We start from the raw sequence: 19,256 nt of genomic DNA on the forward strand, positions 1-19,256 counted from the left end.
GGAGTTGTCATGAATATCGCAGTTATTGGCCTGGGGACTTTTGGCCGCAGCCTGGTTTTGAGCCTGCATAAGGCGGGTCACAACCTGAATGTGGTGGATCTTGATCAGTCCGCCGTGTCGCAGGTAAAGGATTATTGCGATCAGGCCGTGGTCGGGGACGTCACCCAAAAGGAACTCTTGGAAGAGATGGGCATGGGGCTGATGGACGCCGTGGTGGTGGCCTTGGGCCACGACATGGGGGCCAGTGTGATGTCCACCCTTCTGGTCAAGGAAATGGGAGCCAAGACCGTGGTCTGCAAGGCGGTCACCCCGGAGCACGAACGCATTTTAAGGCGGGTGGGGGCGGATTCCGTGGTTTTTCCCGAAAGGGAGGCTGCCGACCGCCTGGCCATGAGCCTTTCCAACCCGGATCTTATGGATTACCTGCCGATCTCAGATGATTTTTCCGTAGTGGAGCTGGCTCCGCCTTCCTGGATGCTGAACAAGACCCTGGTTGAGCTGGATTTAAGGCGCAGGTTCAATATCAACGTGGTGGCCGTGCGGGAGATAATCCCCAAGCGCATCCACCTTGTGGTCTCGCCCGATTATGTGGTGAAGGATTCCGACGTCCTGGTGGTGGTGGGAGCCCGGAAAGACCTGGAAAAACTGGGCGACGAGTCGGCCTGACAATATTTAAAGGCCTGCCGGGTTAACGGCAGGCCTCAGGCTGTTGACAAACAGCCTGAATGCGGGCCATGGACGGCTCGCCGAATTGCGAGAATTTCTTAAGACGAGTAATTCGAGCCACTTGACAAAACCACGTTTTTGCCAAGTGGCCTCTGACAAAGTCCAGGAGGACTTTGTCAGCAAGCGAAGGCCTGCCGGGTTAACCCGGCAGGCCTTTGTCCACTAAAAAAAGCGCCTGGTTATAGAGCCTTGATTCAGCCAAGCAACTCTCTTTCCCGCCTTATGCGTTCAAACATGGTGTTCACATCCTGGGCCGGCTTTTCCTGCCCTCTGGCCTCAAGGCTTATGGCGTCGGTGGGGCAGGGGCCGGTGCAGGCCCCGCAGCCGATGCACCAATCTTGGTCAACCACCGGAAGGTCGTCTTGCTTGGTCACCGCATCCACCGGGTATATATCGCCACAGGCTCCACAGCCTATGCAGGCGTCCATTTCGGTGCGGCGCAGGTAATGGACCGCCATCAGGGTGTCCCTGGGTATTTTTCTGCGCTTTATAAGCTCCAAGTTCCAGCAATAACAGCCACAGCAGTTGCAGGTGTGGTTGATCCCGCCCTGGGCGTTATCCACCATATGCACCAGGCCTTCGGTTTCACCGTTGGCTAAAATGAACATGGCCTCGTCTCGGGAAAGGGGGCGTCCCAGCTTGCGGTCTATGACCTATTCGCCCATCTGATCATACTTCTTTATACATACTTCCAGGCTGTGGTTGCAGTCAGCAAACTCCGCCGCCCTGGCCGAAACTCGGCAGGGACATTGGGACACTGCGATTTTTTCAGTATTTTGCACTATCTGTTCCATGCGTTCATAGGGCATCACCCCCTGGATCGGGGCTTTCACCTCCTGCCCCACCTGTATGTGGCGGTAGCACTTGGTTTTTCCTCCTCCATAGACCTCTTCGGTGATTTTGGGGCGAAAACAGCGGGCCACCAGCCTGGCCACGCGGGCGGCTTATTCATCCTGCCTGCCGTGCCAAAAACTGGTCTGGGGCATGCCGTAGCCCACCTGCAACAGGCCATAACCCGGTTCCGCCTTTTGAGTGGGTGCGGAGAGGATGAGGTTTTTTTGAGCCAGACGCTTTAAAACAGGCTCCACCTCGCTGTTTCCCCGGCCCAGGCGGCCTGCTATTTCTTTTGAGGATGCTGCTTCAAGGGGCATGAGATCATTGGGAATCCCCAAAAGAACCCCCGCCTTCTCGGTATTGAACATCTTCTTTAAAAGGTCCAACAGCGCTTCGGAATAGGGACAGCCCATGACCAGCCCGGCCAGATGAGGGGCCAGCCTGTGATAACCATCGCTCATTTTGTTTGCTTTTTGCGCAGATTCCGGGGGTTGTTTTTGTGTTGTTCTTTCTTAAAACATGTGAACCTGTAATGTCTATGGCTTTAGTAAAAAGCGGCCTTAGAAAAAGATAGCGCACTTAATCATCAGGTGAATCCAACTGGGGCTGAGTAAGTTAACTTGCTGCTTCAGCGGCAATTTTTCATATATTATTTGCTTGGCCCGCTTGAGGATGAGGTTACTCCCCTTGCCGTCTTTAGATAGCCCTAGCCCAAGATAGGAACATTCCCATTGTATGGTTTCTTTTTTAACTTATTTGTCATAGTATATAATCTGCAAATATTGGGAATGACTTGTCCCCGACACAGAAGGCGCTTTTTGTTTTCCGAGGATTTGGCATTTCAGCCCAGGCGCCTAAAAGGTGTGCAGATGTATCAGCTGATCAGAAGGGGCAAAGAACTCAGACTGGTCGCCCGAAAAGGCAAAAAGTCTCCGGATTTATTTGCCGTTGATCGACCTGTCGCGCTGCCTGGCTACGCCCCGTCAACCCGCCCCATTCCGGATAGCCAAACCTGGCGGAACTTTGTAAAGACAGGCAAGATTCGTCCGGGCCTGGCTGCGTCCCACATAATTGCTTCCTGGAGCCGTTGCCATAAGGCCGAGGTGGAGTTTGCCGGAGGGGCCTGCCGGGATATTCTTTCCCCCAGGGAGCTAAGCAAGCGCGAAGGAAGCCTTTTTGAGATCTCGGCCCCGGTTATGGATGCCTTGAATCTTTGGCTCAAAGATCAGCCCTTTATGGTGGTTCTGGTGGATCAGGATGGTTACATCATCAGAAGCGTCGGTGATGCAAGCGCCTTGAGACAGGCCGAGGGCCTTAATTTCGGTCCGGGGGCGAACTGGTCCGAGTTCAGTGTGGGAACCAATGCCATAGGAACCGCCCTGACTATCGGCACCCATGTACAGGTGACCGGCCGCGAGCACTACAACGACGGCCACCATAAATGGACCTGCGCCGCTTCCCCCATCCTGGCTCCGAACGGCTCTCCGGTGGGCTGCCTGGATATTTCGGGCCCCATGGAAAACGCCAACCCCAAAATTTTGGAGATGGCCAAGGCCGCCTCACTGTTTATTGAAGACCGTATAGGCCTGGAGCACGGATGGCATGAGCTTCTAAGGCGCAAAAATAAAATAGACGCAGTCTTGCAGATGGTGAACGAGCCGGTCCTCACCTTAAACCCCCAAGGCGAAATCGTGGAGGCCAACCAGGCGGCTTCCAGGCTTTTGGGGCGCTCTCTGCAAGGGCTTTTGGGCAGACCCTACCAATCTTTCTTCTCGATTGGCGGTGCGCTTAAGACCGCCCTGGAGGCCTCCCAGGGAGTGCAGGGAACCGCTCGGATACACACTGGAAAAGGCACCGTCACAGGCTTTTTCAACTGCCGGGGGTTTCAGGATAGCCAAGGCCATAGAGGAGGATTTCTGCTCACCCTGGCCGAAAACCCCGATACCCGGATTAAGGCTGCGCTCCAACAGGGTGACCCCGTAACCTATGGATTTGCAGATATCATGGGGAAAAGCCGGGAGCTGAAACAAGTGGTTGAACACGCCAAAGCCGCGGCCAAAGGCGACTCAACCGTGCTTTTACTGGGAGAGAGCGGGGTGGGCAAGGAGGTCTTTGCCCAGGCCATACACCAGGCCGGGGCCAGGAGCCGGAAGCCTTTTGTGGCTGTAAACTGCGGCGCTTTTACCAAGGAGCTGGTGCAGAGCGAGCTTTTCGGGTATACGGATGGGGCCTTTACCGGAGCCACAAAAGGCGGCAGGCCGGGCAAGCTGGAGCAGGCGGACCACGGCACCCTGTTCCTGGACGAAGTGGCGGAGATGCCTTTGGAGATTCAGGTCAATCTGTTGCGTTTTTTGGAGAATCGCACCTTCCGCAGGGTTGGCGGCGGGAAGATCCGCACGGCTGACGTGCGCATAATAGCGGCCACAAACCGGGACCTGAATCAAGAGGTGGAAAAGGGCAATTTCCGCAGGGATCTTTTTTACAGGCTCTATGTAGTGGCCATGGAGATTCCCTCCCTCAGAAAGCGCCAGGAAGATATCCCGCTTTTGGCCTTACATTTTCTTTCCCGCCTGGCCTTGAGGCAGGGCAAGGAGATCTCGGGCTTTACCAAGCCCGCCAAGCAAGCCTTGGCTGCCTATTCCTGGCCGGGCAATGTGCGTGAACTGCAAAACGCCCTGGAAAGAGCGGTTAACTTTTGCCGCAAAAAACGCATAGGTTTGGCTGATCTGCCCAAAGAGGTTCAAAGGCTTGGCGCTCCAGACGGTGAGTCGCAAGACCAAGATATATTGCCCTTGGCAGAGTTGGAAAAAAGAGCCATTTTAGAGGCCTTGAGCCTTTACAAGGGAAATGTCAGCCAAACCGCCAGGGCCCTGGGCATAGGCCGTAATACGCTTTATGACAAGATTCGCCGCCACGGTATTGTGCTCTACTCGGCCAGAGGGAGGTCGGGCAAGGATATCTGTTCGAATTCAGTACATCCCTGAAATCTTCCTTTTTAAGCTTTTTTTGTATAACCGCTTTGAATCATAAGCTAAAGCACCTTTGCTGCCAGTTCTTTGCTTTGGGCTGTTTTTAGGAAACCCTCCTGAAACACTTTCCGAAAGAGCTCTCTTGTTCAATTTTCGGGCAGGATGTTTCCTCTTAGAGTTCCTTTCTTGATGGTGTTCGATTTCTGAACAATTGACCGCTTTTTGTTTAACAGGAATTAAGGTTTTTTCAGTCGGGGAAACCATTGGCACGTAACCTGTCATTTTTTATTTGGCTCCTTAAAAAAATAAATTAATCAACCAGTTAACTAGAATGATCATTTAGGGAATGCTTGGTTTCGGCAGGCTTGAGGCCAGGCGATAAGTCTTTCTAATGCCCTGGCATGCGGGTTGCAATTTAGTAGCTTGATGAAACCCGGAGGTTGTTTAGACAGGCAGGGGCATCTGAGTGCCGCCTGGATTCTGAACAGCCCATGGATATGAAACCTGATCCCCGGTTCAAGCCGGAGTGACTTTTTCGATAAGGAGGTCAAAGGCGTGAGCGTTGAAGTAACCATGCCCAAATGGGGCCTGACCATGGAAGAGGGGATTGTAAGCAAGTGGTTCAAACAGCCCGGCGACGCAGTGGAAAAGGGCGAGCCGCTTTTTGAGGTTGAGACCGAAAAGATCACCAACCAGGTGGAGTCGCCCGCCTCCGGCATATTGCATCAGATAGTGGTGGCCGAAGGCTCCAAGGTGCCGGTGGGCACGGTATTGGCTGTACTGGCCGAGCCGGGAGAGACCCCGGCCAAAGTGGAAGCCGGGGCTGCCGCTCCCGCCGAGACCGGAGAGCCCGCTCCCGCACCTGCCGCCCAAAAACCTGCCGCCAAACCCAAATCGGATTTCAAACCTTGCAGTCCGGCCGCCAGGCGGCTGGCCAAGGAACTTGGCGTGGATATCTCCCTGGTTGAGGGCACCGGCCCCAATGGCCGCATAACCGAGAAAGATGTGCAAAAGTTCCACGAGCAAGGCCCGCCCGAACCCAAGGCAACCCCCCTGGCCAAGCAGATTGCCCAGGATAACGGAGTGGATCTTAACCTGGTTTCCGGCACCGGGGAGAACGGGAAAATCACCAAAGAGGATGTGGAGCGCTTTATGGCCGGAGGTTCCGCGCCCGGCGCGGCCGGGTCGGCAGCGCCTTCAGTCCCGGAGAAAATTCCCTTCAGCGGCATGCGCAAGGCAGTGGCCGAAAATATGATGGCCAGCCTTAAGAACGCAGCCCAGCTAACCGCCTTTGTGGAGATAGACGTCACCCGGATGGCGGCCATGCGCGACCAGATTCGCGAGGAGTTCAAACGCGACGAGTCTGTGAAGGTTTCCTATAACGACATTCTCATCTGCATCGTCGCCCGAGCCTTGAAACGGCATCCAATCATGAATTCCACCCTGGTCGGCGAAGAGATCCTTTTGCATCCGGATGTGCATATGGGCATTGCCGTGGCCTTGCCCGAAGGCCTGATTGTGCCGGTGCTTAAGGATGCGGACAAAAAGGGACTTTTGCAGATAGCCAGGGAGGCCAGGGAGCTGGCGACCAAGGCCCGCAAGGGGCGGCTTGAGGTGGACCAGGTGACCGGGGGCACCTTCACCATAAGCAACACTTCCATGTACAAGGTCGATGGATTCACCCCCATTCTGCGCCCCCCTGAAACCGGGATACTAGGTGTGGGACGGGTAAAGGATCGGCTGGCCATGAAAAACGGTGAAGTCACCGAACGTAAATACATGACCATCAGCTTGACTTATGACCACCAGGTGGTGGACGGGGCTCCGGCTCACGCCTTTTTGGAGACCGTGGCCTTGTACCTGGAAAACCCGTCTCTGGCCCTGCTTTGAGTTCGGAAAGGTGGATCCATGTTTGACGTTATGGTGATCGGCGGCGGCCCCGGCGGATATGCCGCGGCCATAAGGGCCTCCCAATTGGGCGGCAAGGTGGCTTTGATTGAGCAGGACAGGCTCGGCGGCACTTGTGTGCACAAGGGTTGCATCCCTTCCAAAGTGTGGTTGCATACAGCCGGGCTCATGAAGCAGATAAAAGAGGCCAAGGCCTTTGGGCTCGACCTTGAGCCGCCCCGGCCGGACCTGGCTGCTGTAAAGGCGCGTAAGGACGGGGTGGGAAACGACATAGCCATGGGCATGGCCGGGCTTTTATCGAACAACCAGGTGGAGTTTATGCAAGGCCGGGCCAAATTCATCGGCGCGGGCCAGGCAGAGGTGGATGGCCGGGAGGTTAAGGCCAAGGCCGTGATTCTGGCCATGGGCAGCTCCCTGGATATTCCTGATCTGCCCGGCTTGGAGGATGTGGTCATTACCAGTGACCAGGTTATGGATATGGATGAGGTGCCGGAATCTGTTTTGATCTTTGGGCAGGTCGGCCCCATAGAGGCTGAGCTGGCCTGCCTGCTGAACGGCTTTGGCTGCAAGGTTACCGTGGCTGCTGAACAGGGACGCATTTTGCCGAACGAAGAGGCGGACACCAGTCAGCGGCTCACCCAGGGCCTGCGGGATCAAGGAGTGGATTTCCTGCCCAGGCACACCCTGGAATCCCTTGAATCCAATAAAGACGGTTGCGTTGCCTGTCTGAAAGGCCCCAAGGAAGAGGTCCGCGTTGAGGTGCAAAGGGTTTTGTCGGCCTTTCGCAGGCCCAACAGTCAGGGTCTGGAAGAGGTGGGCGTTGACCTGGGGCCAGGTAAAGAAGTGCTGGTCGATGAATACCTGCAAACCTCATTGCAGGGGGTTTACGCCATCGGCGATCTCACCGGCGGAACCATGTTGAGCCATGCCTCTTCTTTCATGGCCATTCCGGCGGCGGAAAACGCCATGGGGCGCAAAACCAAATTCAATCCGCGGCTGGTGCCAAGGGTCTTGTGGACCATACCCCAGGTGGCCGCCGTGGGGCTCAGTGAAGATCAGGCCGAGGACCAGGGCTATGATGTGGAAATCGGGGAGTTCCCCTACAGCATAAACGGCCTGGCCATGTCCCTGAATCAGATGGCAGGCAGTGTGCGCATTGTGGCCGACTCCAAATACGGCGAGATCCTGGGCATGCATATCGTGGGCGCAGGCGCCACGGAGAATATCGGTGAAGGGGTTTTGGCCATGCAGCTTGAATGCACGGCCAATGAACTGGCCAGGGGATTGAGGCCCCACCCAACTTTTTCCGAGACCGTGGTCGATGCAGCCAGGGACGTGGGCGGTTGGGCCTTGTACCTGCCCAGAGGGTAGGCCTATGCAAACAAAACAACAAAAACGGGTTCTTCAGGTCCTGGATTGGGGACGCCTGGACTACCAAGAGGCCTTGAAACGTCAGCTTGAACTGGTGAAGGCCAGGCAAGAGGACAGAGCGCCGGACAGCCTGATCCTGGTGGAACATCCGCCGGTGATCACCTTGGGAAGAGGGGGTGGGGGGGGTGATCTGCTCCTTGGCAAGGAGGATCTTTGCGCTAACGGCTTTGGCCTTTTCGAGACAGACCGGGGCGGCAAGGCAACCAGCCATATGCCGGGGCAGATGGTGGCCTATCCGGTGGTCAGGGTTGCTGACCATGATCTGCACAGGTTTTTGAAAAATCTGCTTAAGGCCTGCTCGGAGGTGATAAGGAGCCTGGGCCTCAAACCCGAACGCAACCCGGATCAGCCCGGTTTGTGGGTGAATGGGGCCAAGGCGGCTTCGGTGGGGATCGCGGTGAAGAAATGGGTCACTTATCATGGGCTTGCCTTGAATGTTTGCCCGGATTTAAACGGCTTTAACCTGATCGTGCCCTGCGGCCTGCCCGGCCAGCCGGTGACCAGCCTGGAAAAGGAACTTGGTCGAAAGCCGGATATGGAGCAGGTGAAAAAGGATTTCGCCTGGGCCTTTGCCAAGGCGTTTGACTATACCGAGGTCAATTTTGTCAAGCCGGTGAAGCCAGGCCATCCCAAGTGGTTGGTGCGTCCCGCCCCGCCTGTTGAACCCATAACAAGAATGGAAAACCTTTTAAAGGACCAGGCCCTGGCCACGGTCTGCCAAAGCGCCCATTGCCCCAATTTGGGGGAGTGCTTTAACCGGGGCACCGCGACTTTCATGATTTTGGGAGACCGCTGCACCAGAAACTGCCGTTTCTGCGCTGTGGAGAAAGGCCCTCTGGGACCGCCGGACCCGCAGGAGCCCAAACGTCTGGCTGTGGCGGCCCAAAATCTGAACCTGGATTACGTGGTCATCACATCCGTTACCAGGGATGACCTGCCTGACGGCGGCTCCAGGCAATTTGCCGAATGTATTTATCAGGTCAGGGAAAAATGCCCCGCCGCAAAGGTGGAGGTGCTTACTCCGGACTTCCAAGGTAAGCAAAGCGCCCTTGCCACGGTGTTTCAGGCTGGGCCCAATGTATTCAACCACAACCTGGAGACTGTTCCCAGGCTTTACCGGGCGGTGAGGCCCCAGGCGGTTTACAGGCGTTCCCTTGAGGTGCTTGGAGCTGCGGCCGCAGCCGGACTTTTGGTTAAGTCGGGCCTCATGCTGGGTCTGGGCGAGGAGCTTAAGGAACTGAAACAGGTCTTTAAGGATTTGGTTCGGGCCGGATGCGTCTCCCTTACCCTGGGCCAGTATCTGCCGCCTTCAGCAGATCACGCACCACTTGTAAGGTATGTGTCCCCGGAGGAATTCGCCCGATTGAAAAATCTGGCCTTGAGCATGGGCTTAAGGCAGGTGGCCGCAGGGCCTTTGGTGCGCAGCTCCTACCGGGCGGAAGAATTGTTTTACGCGGACCAACAGGCCAGGGAGGCGTGAAATGGCCAAAAAGAGATTTGTATTGGAGTTTGGCATGGGCATTGACCTGCATGGGGAGGACGCCACCCAAGCGGCCTGCCGGGCGGTGAAAGACGCAGTGAGCCGCTCCTGCCTTTGCGGGCTTTTGGAGATCCACAACGTAGAGGATCTCTCGGAACCCGAGGTTGAGATTTTAGTGGCCTGCCCAAATCCCGAAAGCGTGGACCTGGAGATGGTTAAACAGGAGATTCCCATTGGCCAGAAGAGCGCCCGCGCCGTGCTCGGCGGCCTGGCCACCGATGGGCTCTGCGTGCCCCAGTTCGGACCGGACTGCAGCCAGGTGTTCATGGCCAACGCGGCTGTGACCGTATGGCTCGACGTATAGGAAAAGTAATCGTGCTTTGATCCCAGGGCATTAAAAGGAGGTTTAACGTCATGAGCCTTAGCAACGAACAGATGGTTGAGATTTACACCACCATGGTGAAGATCCGCATGTTCGAGGAGAATGTGTCGGAGCTCTTTGCCGCCGGAAAAATACCGGGTTTTGTGCACCTCTATATCGGGGAGGAGGCAGTGGCCAGCGGGGTCTGCGCCTGCCTCAATAAAGACGACTACATCACCAGCACCCACAGGGGCCATGGTCACCTGATCGCCAAGGGCGGCGACTTGCAGCTCATGATGGCCGAGCTCTTCGGGCGCAGCACCGGTTATTGCAAGGGCAAGGGCGGCTCCATGCACATCGCCGATGTGGAGCTGGGCATCCTTGGCGCCAACGGTATTGTGGGCGGCGGCCCGCCACTGGCCACCGGAGCGGCGATCGCCTGCGAGCATGATCAAAAACAGGCCGTGTCTGTCTGCTTCTTTGGCGACGGAGCTTCCAACCAGGGCACCACCCATGAGGCCATGAACCTGGCCGCCTGCTGGAAACTGCCGGTGGTGTTTGTAAATGAAAACAACCTCTACGGCATCTCCTGCTGCACGGATAAATCCACCTGCGTGGCCGACCTGGCCGACCGCGCCGCTTCTTATGACATCCCCGGCGTGGTGGTGGATGGAAACGATGTGGTCGCGGTTTACGAAGCAGCCACGGAAGCCATTGCCCGGGCGAGAAAGGGCGACGGCCCCTCCTGGATTGAATGCAAGACCTATCGCCATCACGGACACTTTGAGGGCGACCCTTGCACCTATCGCACCGATGATGAGCTACAGGAATGGAAGGCCAAGGACCCGTTGCCCCGCATGGAGGCAAAACTGATCGATAACAAGGTCTTGAGCGCCGATGAAGTGGAAGGAATCAAGGCCAAGGTGAAAGAGGAGCTCGAAAAGGCGATCTCCTTTGCCGAGTCCAGCCCCATGGCTGATCCGGCCGATCTTCTGGAAGACGTCTACACCGTCTAGTCCGGGAAACGGTTGGTTCACGCAAATTGTGATTCTTTGATGAAAAGGAGCAAGATTCATGACTACCATGAATTTCGGACAGGCGATCAATGACGCGCTCCGCCTGGAGATGGAGCGGGATTCAAAAGTATATATCGCGGGCGAGGATGTAGGCGTATTCGGAGGCTGCTTTGGAGTCACCCAGGGGCTGCTGGCCAAGTTCGGGGATAAAAGGGTGCGGGACACCCCCATTACAGAAAGCGCCATCATCGGCACAGCGGTGGGAGCCGCCGCCGCGGGCATGCGCCCGGTGGCTGAGATCATGTTTGTGGACTTTATCGGAGTCTGCATGGATCAACTTTACAATCAGGCCGCCAAGATGAAATACATGTTCGGCGGCAAGGCCCGCATCCCCATGGTGCTTAGGGCGGCCTGCGGCGCGGGCATCGGCGCCGCGGCCCAGCATTCCCAGTGCCTGGAATCCTGGTTCATGCATGTACCAGGCCTCAAGGTGGTGATGCCCAGCACCCCGGCCGACGCCAAGGGGCTTTTGATGGCTTCCATTCGCGATGACAACCCGGTGGTGTTTTTAGAGCACAAGATGCTCTACGGGGTTGAGGGAGAGGTGCCCGAGGGCGAATACCTGCTTCCCATCGGCAAGGCCGACGTGAAAAAAGAGGGCACGGATGTGACGATCCTGGCCACGGCCCGCATGGTGCATTTCGCCCTGGAGGCTGCGGATAAGCTGGCCGCAGACGGGGTGAGCGCAGAGGTGGTCGACCCTCGCACCTTGAGCCCCTTTGACGAGGAAACCGTGCTTGAGTCGGTTAAAAAGACCCATCGCCTGGTGATTGTGACCGAAGACGTGAAGTTCGCGGGCTCCAGCGCGGAAATGGCAGCCATAATGGCGGAAAAGGCCTTTGATTATCTCGACGCCCCCATAACCAGGGTGGCCGCGCCTTTCTGCCCGGTGCCTTTTGCCAAACCGCTGGAAGACGCCTATGTGCCGAGCGTTGCCAAGATAATAGAGGCGGTTAAATCGGTTACCGCCTGATGTGAATTTGCATAACCGGCCTGCGGCGGGCGGTTTTAATATCCTGCCGCGGGCCGACCTTGGGGGAAAAATGCCGCTGATAGGTATCATCGCCAATCCCGCCTCGGGAAAAGACATCCGCCGTTTGGTTGCCCACGGCAGTGTGTTTGACAACCAGGAAAAGGTGCGCATTGTACGAAGGCTTTTTACCGGGTTGGCTGCCACAGGAGTGGATCAGGTCTGTTTTATGCCGGATTACTATGGCATTCTGCCCCGCGCTTTAAGGGAACTGAACCTGGATATGAAGGTGTTTCCCGCCAATTTCAAGCCCTACGGAAACCAGGATGATACGGTCAAGGCGGCTGAGATAATGGCTCAGCGCAAGGCGGCCTGCATCATAACCCTGGGCGGGGACGGAACCAACCGGGCGGTGGTCAAGGGTGCGCGCAATATACCGATTTTGCCCATCTCCACAGGCACCAACAATGTATTCCCCGCCATGGTCGAAGGCACCATCGCCGGATTGGCCGCAGGTCTGGTGGCCACCGGCAAGGTTTCGCTTAACCAGGCGGCATACCACTCAACCCTGCTAGAGGTCCTGGTAAACGGCGAGTTGGCGGATATCGCCCTGGTGGACGCAGTGGTCTGTAATGAGCGTTTTGTGGGCTCCCGGGCGATTTGGGATATGAAAACCATAAGCCAGGTTTTTTTAAATCGGGCCCAGCCGGACAGTATAGGCCTTTCCTCCATAGGCGGCCTTTTGGAGAACCTGGACCCGGATGAAAAAAGGGGCATGCATATCAGGCTCGGCCCCAAGGGAAAACACCTTCTGGCCCCGGTGGCCCCGGGTATAATGACGGACCTTTTTGTGGAGGCCATGGAGTTTTTTGGTCCGGCCGACCAGGTTCAGGTTGAGGAAACCCCTTGCGTAATGGCTTTGGACGGAGAACGCGAACTTGAGATTCCGGCCGGAAAACAGGCCTCGGTCCGGGTCTCTCCAGACGGCCCCTGGGTGATCGAGGTGACCAAAACCATGAAGGCGGCCCAGGAGGCAAGGCTTTTTGGGGGGATAGAAAATTTGGCGGATACGGGGCAAAGCCAGCCTGTTTTGGGGTGAGCCGGAGGGTGCTTAATCCGGGTGCAGCCTTATTATGGTGGTCTTGATCTGGAAAAATGGCCACACCCGGTTAAATCAAAGGTCTATTACGGTTTTCTGCCCACAAAGGCGGTGAGAGGGCCGTGGGGGCTGATAAAACCCGGCAGGGGCCTGGTCTCAAGAGAGACAAAGCCGACCTGTTGCAAGGTCTGCTCGATCTGGCCGGGTTCAAACATCATTTGTTCATTGTTCAGCACACCCGGCAGCCAGGAGAGGAGCTGTTCGGTTGGTTTGGTCTTCTCCTGGGTGAGGGTGCCTGTAATTATCAGCATAAGACCCTGGCTGTTCAGGGCGGTTTTAAATCTGGTCAATACCTCGGCCAGGCGGTCTTTAAAAAATTCCAGGGTCAAGCTGGCCAGGATCAGGTCATATCCTTCACCTATGGGGTCTTGGGAATAATCGCCTGCCATGGTCTGCACCCGGTCCTGCATCTGGTATTGGCTTATGGATTTTTCGGCAAAAGGAACCACCGGAGCTTGGTCAAAGAGCAAGCATTCAAGGCCGGGAAGGGCCTGGGCCAGGGCAATGCCCAAAAGACCTGGTCCGGCTCCCACGTCCAGCATTTTGTTCAATTTTTCGGCCTCGGGCAGGGTCTTTACAAACTCGACCACAGTCTGGGCCTGGCCGGAAGCCTGAATCTGAGCCAGCAGGCGGGCCATGTTGCCCCATTTTTGGGGATCGGCCCGTTTTTCTGGATCTTGCCTGACTTTTTGGGGACCTTCAAGCACCAGCTTACGCAGTCCACCGTTTAGCAGCTGTTTTTGCTTGGCATGCATGGTCAAAAGCACATTCCCCTGATAAGTGGGGCTGGTGCTGACCAGAAAAGAACGGGCCAGGGGGGAGTTAAGATATTGGCCGTCTTTTTTTTCTAAAAAATCCAGAGAAGCCAGGGCATCCATAAAAAAACCCAGGTTCTTGGGGTGGGCCTTGAGTGCAGAGGCCAGGTTTTCAGGGGAAACAGAGAGTTGGGTGTGGTCAAAGAGCTTCAGCTTAAGGCTCGTCTCCAGGATTTCCCAGATCATCTCCCCATTTTGCATATGGTACAGACTATCTTTGGCGCATTCAGGTTTGGGTAGGGGAATTGGCATGTTAACCTCGTAAAATTTAAAAGTTTAGATTGAGCAGTCAGTCAATTGTGAGAATTTGAAAAAGGGCCTGAAAACCGTGAGGCAACCCCAAGCCGGTTACTAAAGTTTGATCAGGTCCCAATACATGGAAAAGGCCAGATCTTTTTGCCTGGCGTCTGCTAAGTTCTCCGGCCTGGTCCTGAAATAGTCCATGGTGCTCCAGAGCAAACCGCCCCACAGGGCGCGTAAAAGTTCGGTGGGAGCTTGCTTGAGGGTCTTGTTGGCCACCCCTTCCTCATAGACCTCCCAGAGTAGATGTTCGTTTTCAACCGGATGATCCATGGGCAGGCTCCGGCCATGGGGTGAAGCCTTCATCTGGACCACAAATGAGACCTTTTCGGGGTTTTTGACGCTCCAGGACAGGGCGTTTTCCCACATACATCGAATGGCGTCTTTGGTGGTTTTTTGTTCTTTTATCCCCTGGGTCATGGCTGTTTTGAAATCCATTTTTATTGCGAGGAACAGCTCGTTAACCAGGTTTTCCTTGTTGTCGAAGTAATGGAAAAGCGTACCTGTTGCCACCTTGGCCATGGACGAGATGCTGGCTGTGGAGGTGCCCTGATAGCCGTTTTTACTGAAAAGGACCAAGGCCGCTTCTAAAATGGCTTCCTTTTTATTGTTTGGTGGTTTCACTTGCGATCCTTGATTGAGTAGTCAGTCAATAATTAAATATACTTTTCAAGTCGCCTGGTCAAGTTAATTAGAAAAGGTCTATTCAGTATCCAAGCGGTTTAGTGATTGTTTTTATAAAAGATTGAAGGAAAACCAGGTGTGATGTGGGAGGTGCATCCGGCTATCAAGCCGGATGCACCTGAACTGAACAGAATGGCGTTATATTTTTAAAGCGTTATCTTTTCACCACCATGGCGATCCCCTGTCCGCCTCCTCCGCAGATGGTGACCAGGCCGTGGGAAGCGTTTCTTCTTTTCATCTCATAGAGCAGCGTCACCAGGCGCATGGCTCCGGTGGCTGCTATGGGGTGCCCCAGGGATATGCCGGAGCCATTGACATTGACTTTTTCCTGCATCTCTTCTTCGCTAAGCCCCATAAGCTTGGTGTCTGCCAGAACCTGGGCGGAAAAGGCCTCCTGAATCTCAATCAAGTCAATATCTTTTATACCGAGCCCCGCCTTGGCCAGGGCCTTTTCCACCGAGGCGGGCACGGCCGGGTAGGTGAGCCTGGGGTCGGCCGCCGCCACGGCAAAAGACACGATCTCTCCCAGGGGCTCAACTCCGCACTCCGACACTTTTTCTACGGGCATCAAGAGCAGGGCCGCGGCCCCGTCGTTTTCCGTGGAGGAGTTGCCCGCAGTGCAGATGCCGTCCGGGTAAACCGTCGCCAGTTTGGCCAGCTTTTCGGTGGTCACCCCTTTTCTGGGGGGCTCGTCATCATTCAGGGTATCCGGGGTGTTTTTGCCCGGCGGCAAGGGAACACGCACGGTTTCTTCCTTGAATTTTCCTTGCTCAATGGCCTTCAGGGCTTTTTGCTGGCTCAGCATGGCCCAGTTGTCGGCCTGCTCACGGGTGATGTTTTCTTCCCTGGCCGCGGCTTCGGCCCAGGTCATCATGGAGTTCAGTTCGCCGAAACGCTCAACCGGCTGGGACATGACCCTGGCCCTTTGAATCCGGTCGAATAAGGGCAGGCCCCACATGCCCAAAGCGCCGTGCCCCCTGGGCATGAACCCCCATTTGGGATCTTTTTTACCGCCCGCCCCCCATTTGATAAATTCGCCCGGAATATAGAATTCGGCCCGGCTCATGCTTTCCACGCCTCCGGCCGCCACAATCTCGGCGCAGTCACTCATGATTTTCATGGCCCCAAAGCAGACTGCGTCCAGGCCTGATAAGCAGCGGCGATCCAGGGTGACACCTGGGATTTCCACGGGCCAGCCCGCGGCCAGGAGCGACATCCGCGCGATGTTTACACTTTCACCGTTTTGATAGGACTGTCCCATCACCACATCGTCGACCTGGGCCGGTTTCACCTGGGCCCTTTCCACCACCTGATTTAAAACCAAAGCCCCCAGCTCATGGGCAGGCACTTCGCGGAGCGCGCCGAGGTATTTTCCAATAGGAGTCCTGACTCCGGCTGTAATGGCTATTTTTTTCATTCAGGTTTCCTCCCCCTTCTCAGTGCTGGTTAAGTTTCCCTTTGACGGTGAGAACAACCCCCACCACAGAAAGAGCCAAGAAAGTCGCTGAGATGGGATGGGTGAAAAAGATCATCGGTGAACCATGGGACATCAAAAGGCTCTGGCGCAGGGAACTTTCCAGGATGGGCTCCAGAATAAAGGCAATCAGCAAAGGGGCCACTGGAAAGCCGTTTTTACGCAGGATATAGCCCAGCACTCCAAAGACCAGGGTCATCCACACATCGAAAATGCTTTGATTGAAGCCATAAGCGCCGACCAGGCAAAAGGCCAGTATCCCCGGGAAAATGAAATGCTTGGGAACCAGGGCCACCTTGCTGGCTATGCGGATATAGAAACGGGCGATGAAGTAGTTGAATACATTGGCCAAAAGCAGGGCCATGAATATGCCGTAGATGATGTCCAAGTTTTCTTTGAACAGTAAAGGTCCGGGATGCAGCCCCTGGATCATGAACGCGCCCAAAAGAAGGGCCGCACCCACGTCTCCGGGAATCCCCAGAGTCAAAAGGGGAATCAGGTTGGCTCCGGCCACGGAGTTATTGCCCGCTTCAGCCGCCGCCACTCCCTCTACGGCGCCTTTGCCGAATTTTTCGGGAGTCTTGGACATTTTTTTGGCCTGGGCGTAACTGGCAAAGGCGGCTATGGAAGGGCCGATCCCGGGAATGGCACCCAGCACCGTCCCAATGCCCGATGCCATGCCCACGATTTTCAGGCATGATTTAAATTCTTTTTTGCTTACGTTCTGGTCTTCGGGGCGGTCGGAGTTCTTGAAAATAGTCTGGTTTTTTTGGGTTATTCCGGACTGGGCGTTCATGAAAAATTCAGATAGGGCAAAAAGGCCTATCAGCATCGGCATCAGAGATATGCCTTCGTCCAATTGGCTTAAGTCAAAACCAAACCGGCGCGAGGCCATGATGGGGTCCAGTCCCACTGTGCCGACCAAAAGCCCGATCACACCTGCTATCAACCCCTTGGTGAGGGATTTTCCCGCCACTGCGGTGATGATCAAAAGCGAGAAAATAATAAGGCCCGTCATCTCCGGAGGCCCCATCTTAAGGGCGATAAGGGCAAGCGGAGGAGCCACCATAATCAGTACGATATCGCTGAATCCATCGGCCAGGACCGAGGAAAAGATAGCTACTTTAAGTGCTTTTATGGACTGACCTTTTTTTGCCATTTCGTGGCCGTCCAGCACTGTGGCCGCCGCGGCCGGGGTGCCGGGCGTGTTGAGGATAATGGCCGGGATAGAGCCTCCGAAGCAACCGCCCTTGTAAGCGCCGACCAGCATGCCTATGGAGGCAATGGGCGACATGGTAAAGGTCATGGGCACGATGAGGGCAATGGCCATGGTCGCAGTGAGCCCCGGTATGGAACCCAATATGACCCCCATCAGCACACCGAAGAAAGTGGACCCTATGACCGGAAGTTGAAAAAACAGATTGAATGCTTGGCTTAAAGTTTCCATAGGTGGGTCCTTTCCTGGCCCTTCACGGCATCAGATGAAAAGGCCTTCAGGCAGAATCACCTTGAGGCCCTTGACAAATAGGAGGTAGATAAAAGGCAGGATCACCAGCAGAAACAAAAACACCGTCTTTATTTCCTTGGCGCCGAAGAAAAACAGGAAAAACAATAACGCCAGCGCCGTGCTGGCGAAATAGCCCAGGAAACTTATGCCCGCCACATAAACCGATGAAACAACAACCGCTATTGCAGCCCTTACCAGGGAATTCCCGGTTTGTTCTTCAGCTTCTTCTGCGCTTCTAAGGGCGCTTGAAGTCAGGTTTATGGAAAGGGCAAGGAGGAGAAAAGCCGTTACATAGCAAAAAAGCCTGGGGGAAAGGGCTATCGGCCCGCCTGCGGCGGGTTCAACTTGATTGGGTATGAGTACGAAGAAAAGTAAAAGGGAAAAAGCCATCAGTATGAGACCTGCGAAAACATCTCTTTTCAAGAAAGCCATCTCACTGGTTTCCTTTATGATCTGGAGGGCTTTGTAAGCCCTCCAGTTACAGGTTCGAGGATTATTTCTTGGCCAGACCCACTTTTTTGACCAGGTCCTTTTTCACTTCATAGTCTTTTTGTAAGAACTCCTTGAGTTCTTTCTGGTTCAGCTGGTAGGAGAGAAGCTCCATTTTTTTCAGGAGTTTTTTAAAGCCTTTTTCCTGGCAGGCCTTGCCAAAGGCCTCGGAAACCTTGTCGATAACCGGTTGGGGCAGGTCTTTGGGACCCACGATTCCCATGCCGCTGATAAGGGCGTAGTCATAGCCGCACTCTTTAAGGGTGCGCGTATCCGGGAAACTGGGGATTCGCTTGATGCCGTAGACAGCCAAGAGGCGCAATTTTCCGGCCTGAACGTAAGGTTTCCATTCCGTGGCCTGGGAAGTGGCGGTTACATGTCCGCCCAGGCAGGCGGTTACGGCCTTGACCCCGCCCTTATAGGGGATATGGGTCCATTTGATCCCTTCCTTGGCCGCCAGATACTCCATTACCAGATGCTGGCCGCTGCCTGTGCCTGCGGTGGAGTAGGTGACTTTGCCGGGGTTGGCCTTGGCATAGGCAATGAATTCTTCCATGGTTTTCCAGGGGCTGTCCGCGGGCACGCAAAGGCCGTGTTGGTAAAGCGCATAAAGCATGATGGGGGTGAAGTCATTCATGGGGTCATATTTGACCTTGCGCAAAAGCGGAATGCGGGTGAGCCCGGCGGTGACCAGAACGCCCAAGGTGTAGCCGTCCGGTTTGGCTTGAGCGATGAGTTCATGCATAAGCGCCGAACCACCGCCGGGTTTGTTGATGCAGACCAATGGGGTGGCGAAATTTTGCTGGGCCATGTTGGCCAGCAAGCGGGCCGTCACGTCGGTTGTACCGCCGCCTGAATAGGGGATATAGAGGTTGACAGGTTTAGAAGGATAGTCTCCAGCCATAACAGGGGCGGCCAGCATTAAGCCGGCTGCTGCCACGGCCAGGATCAAGCCGATGATGCTTCTTCTTTTCATTGTCTTCTCCTTGATCAGGGGGCTTGATTGGGGCCGGTTTTTTTAACCGGATCGCTTAAACCGGGTGAATGGCTTAATCCCCTGGGCATCATGCCTT

General features: G+C 55.4%; 19 protein-coding genes. 9 read left to right on the forward strand and 10 right to left on the reverse strand.

Going from position 1 to position 19,256, the window contains the following annotated elements; translation table 11 throughout:
* Positions 1 to 9 precede the first annotated feature (9 nt).
* Positions 10 to 666 (forward strand): potassium channel family protein, encoded by a 657-nt coding sequence (locus X474_RS23245; protein ID WP_044352369.1) that lies wholly within the window; start codon positions 10 to 12, stop codon positions 664 to 666.
* 254 nt (positions 667 to 920) lie between these two features.
* On the opposite strand, the gene X474_RS23250 is transcribed toward X474_RS23245, so the two are convergent.
* From X474_RS23250 to X474_RS23260, 3 genes are read right to left on the reverse strand one after another with little or no spacing between them, the layout of a single operon-like run.
* Positions 921 to 1,334, reverse strand: a complete 414-nt coding sequence (locus tag X474_RS23250; RefSeq protein WP_044352371.1) for a ferredoxin family protein — start codon at positions 1,332 to 1,334, stop codon at positions 921 to 923.
* A gap of 45 nt (positions 1,335 to 1,379) precedes the next feature.
* Positions 1,380 to 1,661, reverse strand: a complete 282-nt coding sequence (locus X474_RS23255; protein ID WP_044352372.1) for a hypothetical protein — start codon at positions 1,659 to 1,661, stop codon at positions 1,380 to 1,382.
* Between the two features lie 9 nt (positions 1,662 to 1,670).
* Positions 1,671 to 2,021, reverse strand: coding sequence for a hypothetical protein (locus X474_RS23260; RefSeq protein WP_044352374.1), 351 nt, complete (start codon positions 2,019 to 2,021; stop codon positions 1,671 to 1,673).
* 408 nt (positions 2,022 to 2,429) lie between these two features.
* On the opposite strand from X474_RS23260, the gene X474_RS23265 reads away from it, so the two are divergent.
* A complete protein-coding gene (locus X474_RS23265) occupies positions 2,430 to 4,544 on the forward strand; it encodes a sigma-54-dependent Fis family transcriptional regulator (RefSeq protein WP_197282245.1) in 2,115 nt (704 codons plus the stop codon).
* Here X474_RS23265 and X474_RS23270 read toward each other — a convergent pair.
* Positions 4,530 to 4,811, reverse strand: a complete 282-nt coding sequence (locus X474_RS23270; RefSeq protein WP_044352375.1) for a hypothetical protein — start codon at positions 4,809 to 4,811, stop codon at positions 4,530 to 4,532. The two genes, X474_RS23265 and X474_RS23270, sit on opposite strands and share 15 nt — an antisense overlap.
* 273 nt (positions 4,812 to 5,084) lie before the next feature.
* On the opposite strand from X474_RS23270, the gene X474_RS23275 reads away from it, so the two are divergent.
* From X474_RS23275 to X474_RS23305, 7 genes are all read left to right on the forward strand, one after another.
* A complete protein-coding gene (locus tag X474_RS23275; protein ID WP_044352377.1) occupies positions 5,085 to 6,419 on the forward strand; it encodes a dihydrolipoamide acetyltransferase family protein in 1,335 nt (444 codons plus the stop codon).
* 18 nt (positions 6,420 to 6,437) lie between these two features.
* The gene (gene lpdA, locus X474_RS23280; RefSeq protein WP_044352378.1) at positions 6,438 to 7,808 is read left to right on the forward strand and encodes a dihydrolipoyl dehydrogenase; all 1,371 of its coding nucleotides are present in this window, start codon (positions 6,438 to 6,440) and stop codon (positions 7,806 to 7,808) included.
* 4 nt (positions 7,809 to 7,812) lie between these two features.
* Positions 7,813 to 9,348, forward strand: a complete 1,536-nt coding sequence (lipA, locus tag X474_RS23285) for a lipoyl synthase (protein WP_044352379.1) — start codon at positions 7,813 to 7,815, stop codon at positions 9,346 to 9,348.
* A 1-nt stretch (position 9,349) separates the two neighbouring features.
* Positions 9,350 to 9,712 (forward strand): Lin0512 family protein, encoded by a 363-nt coding sequence (locus X474_RS23290; protein ID WP_044352381.1) that lies wholly within the window; start codon positions 9,350 to 9,352, stop codon positions 9,710 to 9,712.
* Between the two features lie 50 nt (positions 9,713 to 9,762).
* Positions 9,763 to 10,725 carry a thiamine pyrophosphate-dependent dehydrogenase E1 component subunit alpha gene (locus X474_RS23295; RefSeq protein WP_044352383.1) on the forward strand — a complete coding sequence of 321 codons (963 nt, stop codon included), beginning with the start codon at positions 9,763 to 9,765 and terminating at the stop codon, positions 10,723 to 10,725.
* A 58-nt stretch (positions 10,726 to 10,783) separates the two neighbouring features.
* Entirely contained in the window at positions 10,784 to 11,758 is a 975-nt protein-coding gene (locus X474_RS23300) for an alpha-ketoacid dehydrogenase subunit beta (RefSeq protein WP_044352384.1), read from the forward strand.
* Between the two features lie 70 nt (positions 11,759 to 11,828).
* The gene (locus X474_RS23305; RefSeq protein ID WP_044352524.1) at positions 11,829 to 12,854 is read left to right on the forward strand and encodes an ATP-NAD kinase family protein; all 1,026 of its coding nucleotides are present in this window, start codon (positions 11,829 to 11,831) and stop codon (positions 12,852 to 12,854) included.
* 86 nt (positions 12,855 to 12,940) lie between these two features.
* Here the strand turns inward: X474_RS23305 and X474_RS23310 are convergent, their stop codons facing one another.
* From X474_RS23310 to X474_RS23335, 6 genes are all read right to left on the reverse strand, one after another.
* On the reverse strand, positions 12,941 to 13,981 hold the full coding sequence (locus X474_RS23310; protein ID WP_082464600.1) for a methyltransferase: 1,041 nt from the start codon (positions 13,979 to 13,981) through the stop codon (positions 12,941 to 12,943).
* Between the two features lie 99 nt (positions 13,982 to 14,080).
* Positions 14,081 to 14,653: a TetR/AcrR family transcriptional regulator gene (locus X474_RS23315; RefSeq protein ID WP_052515562.1), complete on the reverse strand. Its 573-nt coding sequence runs from the start codon at positions 14,651 to 14,653 to the stop codon at positions 14,081 to 14,083.
* A gap of 214 nt (positions 14,654 to 14,867) precedes the next feature.
* Positions 14,868 to 16,130 (reverse strand): thiolase family protein, encoded by a 1,263-nt coding sequence (locus X474_RS23320; RefSeq protein ID WP_044352387.1) that lies wholly within the window; start codon positions 16,128 to 16,130, stop codon positions 14,868 to 14,870.
* Between the two features lie 19 nt (positions 16,131 to 16,149).
* Positions 16,150 to 17,634, reverse strand: a complete 1,485-nt coding sequence (locus tag X474_RS23325) for a tripartite tricarboxylate transporter permease (protein ID WP_044352389.1) — start codon at positions 17,632 to 17,634, stop codon at positions 16,150 to 16,152.
* 30 nt (positions 17,635 to 17,664) lie between these two features.
* The gene (locus X474_RS23330) at positions 17,665 to 18,126 is read right to left on the reverse strand and encodes a tripartite tricarboxylate transporter TctB family protein (RefSeq protein WP_052515563.1); all 462 of its coding nucleotides are present in this window, start codon (positions 18,124 to 18,126) and stop codon (positions 17,665 to 17,667) included.
* A 61-nt stretch (positions 18,127 to 18,187) separates the two neighbouring features.
* Positions 18,188 to 19,159 carry a Bug family tripartite tricarboxylate transporter substrate binding protein gene (locus tag X474_RS23335; RefSeq protein ID WP_044352390.1) on the reverse strand — a complete coding sequence of 324 codons (972 nt, stop codon included), beginning with the start codon at positions 19,157 to 19,159 and terminating at the stop codon, positions 18,188 to 18,190.
* Positions 19,160 to 19,256: the final 97 nt, after the last annotated feature.

The sequence above is a fragment of the Dethiosulfatarculus sandiegensis genome, assembly GCF_000931935.2.
In the GTDB taxonomy this organism is placed as follows: domain Bacteria; phylum Desulfobacterota; class Desulfarculia; order Desulfarculales; family Desulfarculaceae; genus Dethiosulfatarculus; species Dethiosulfatarculus sandiegensis.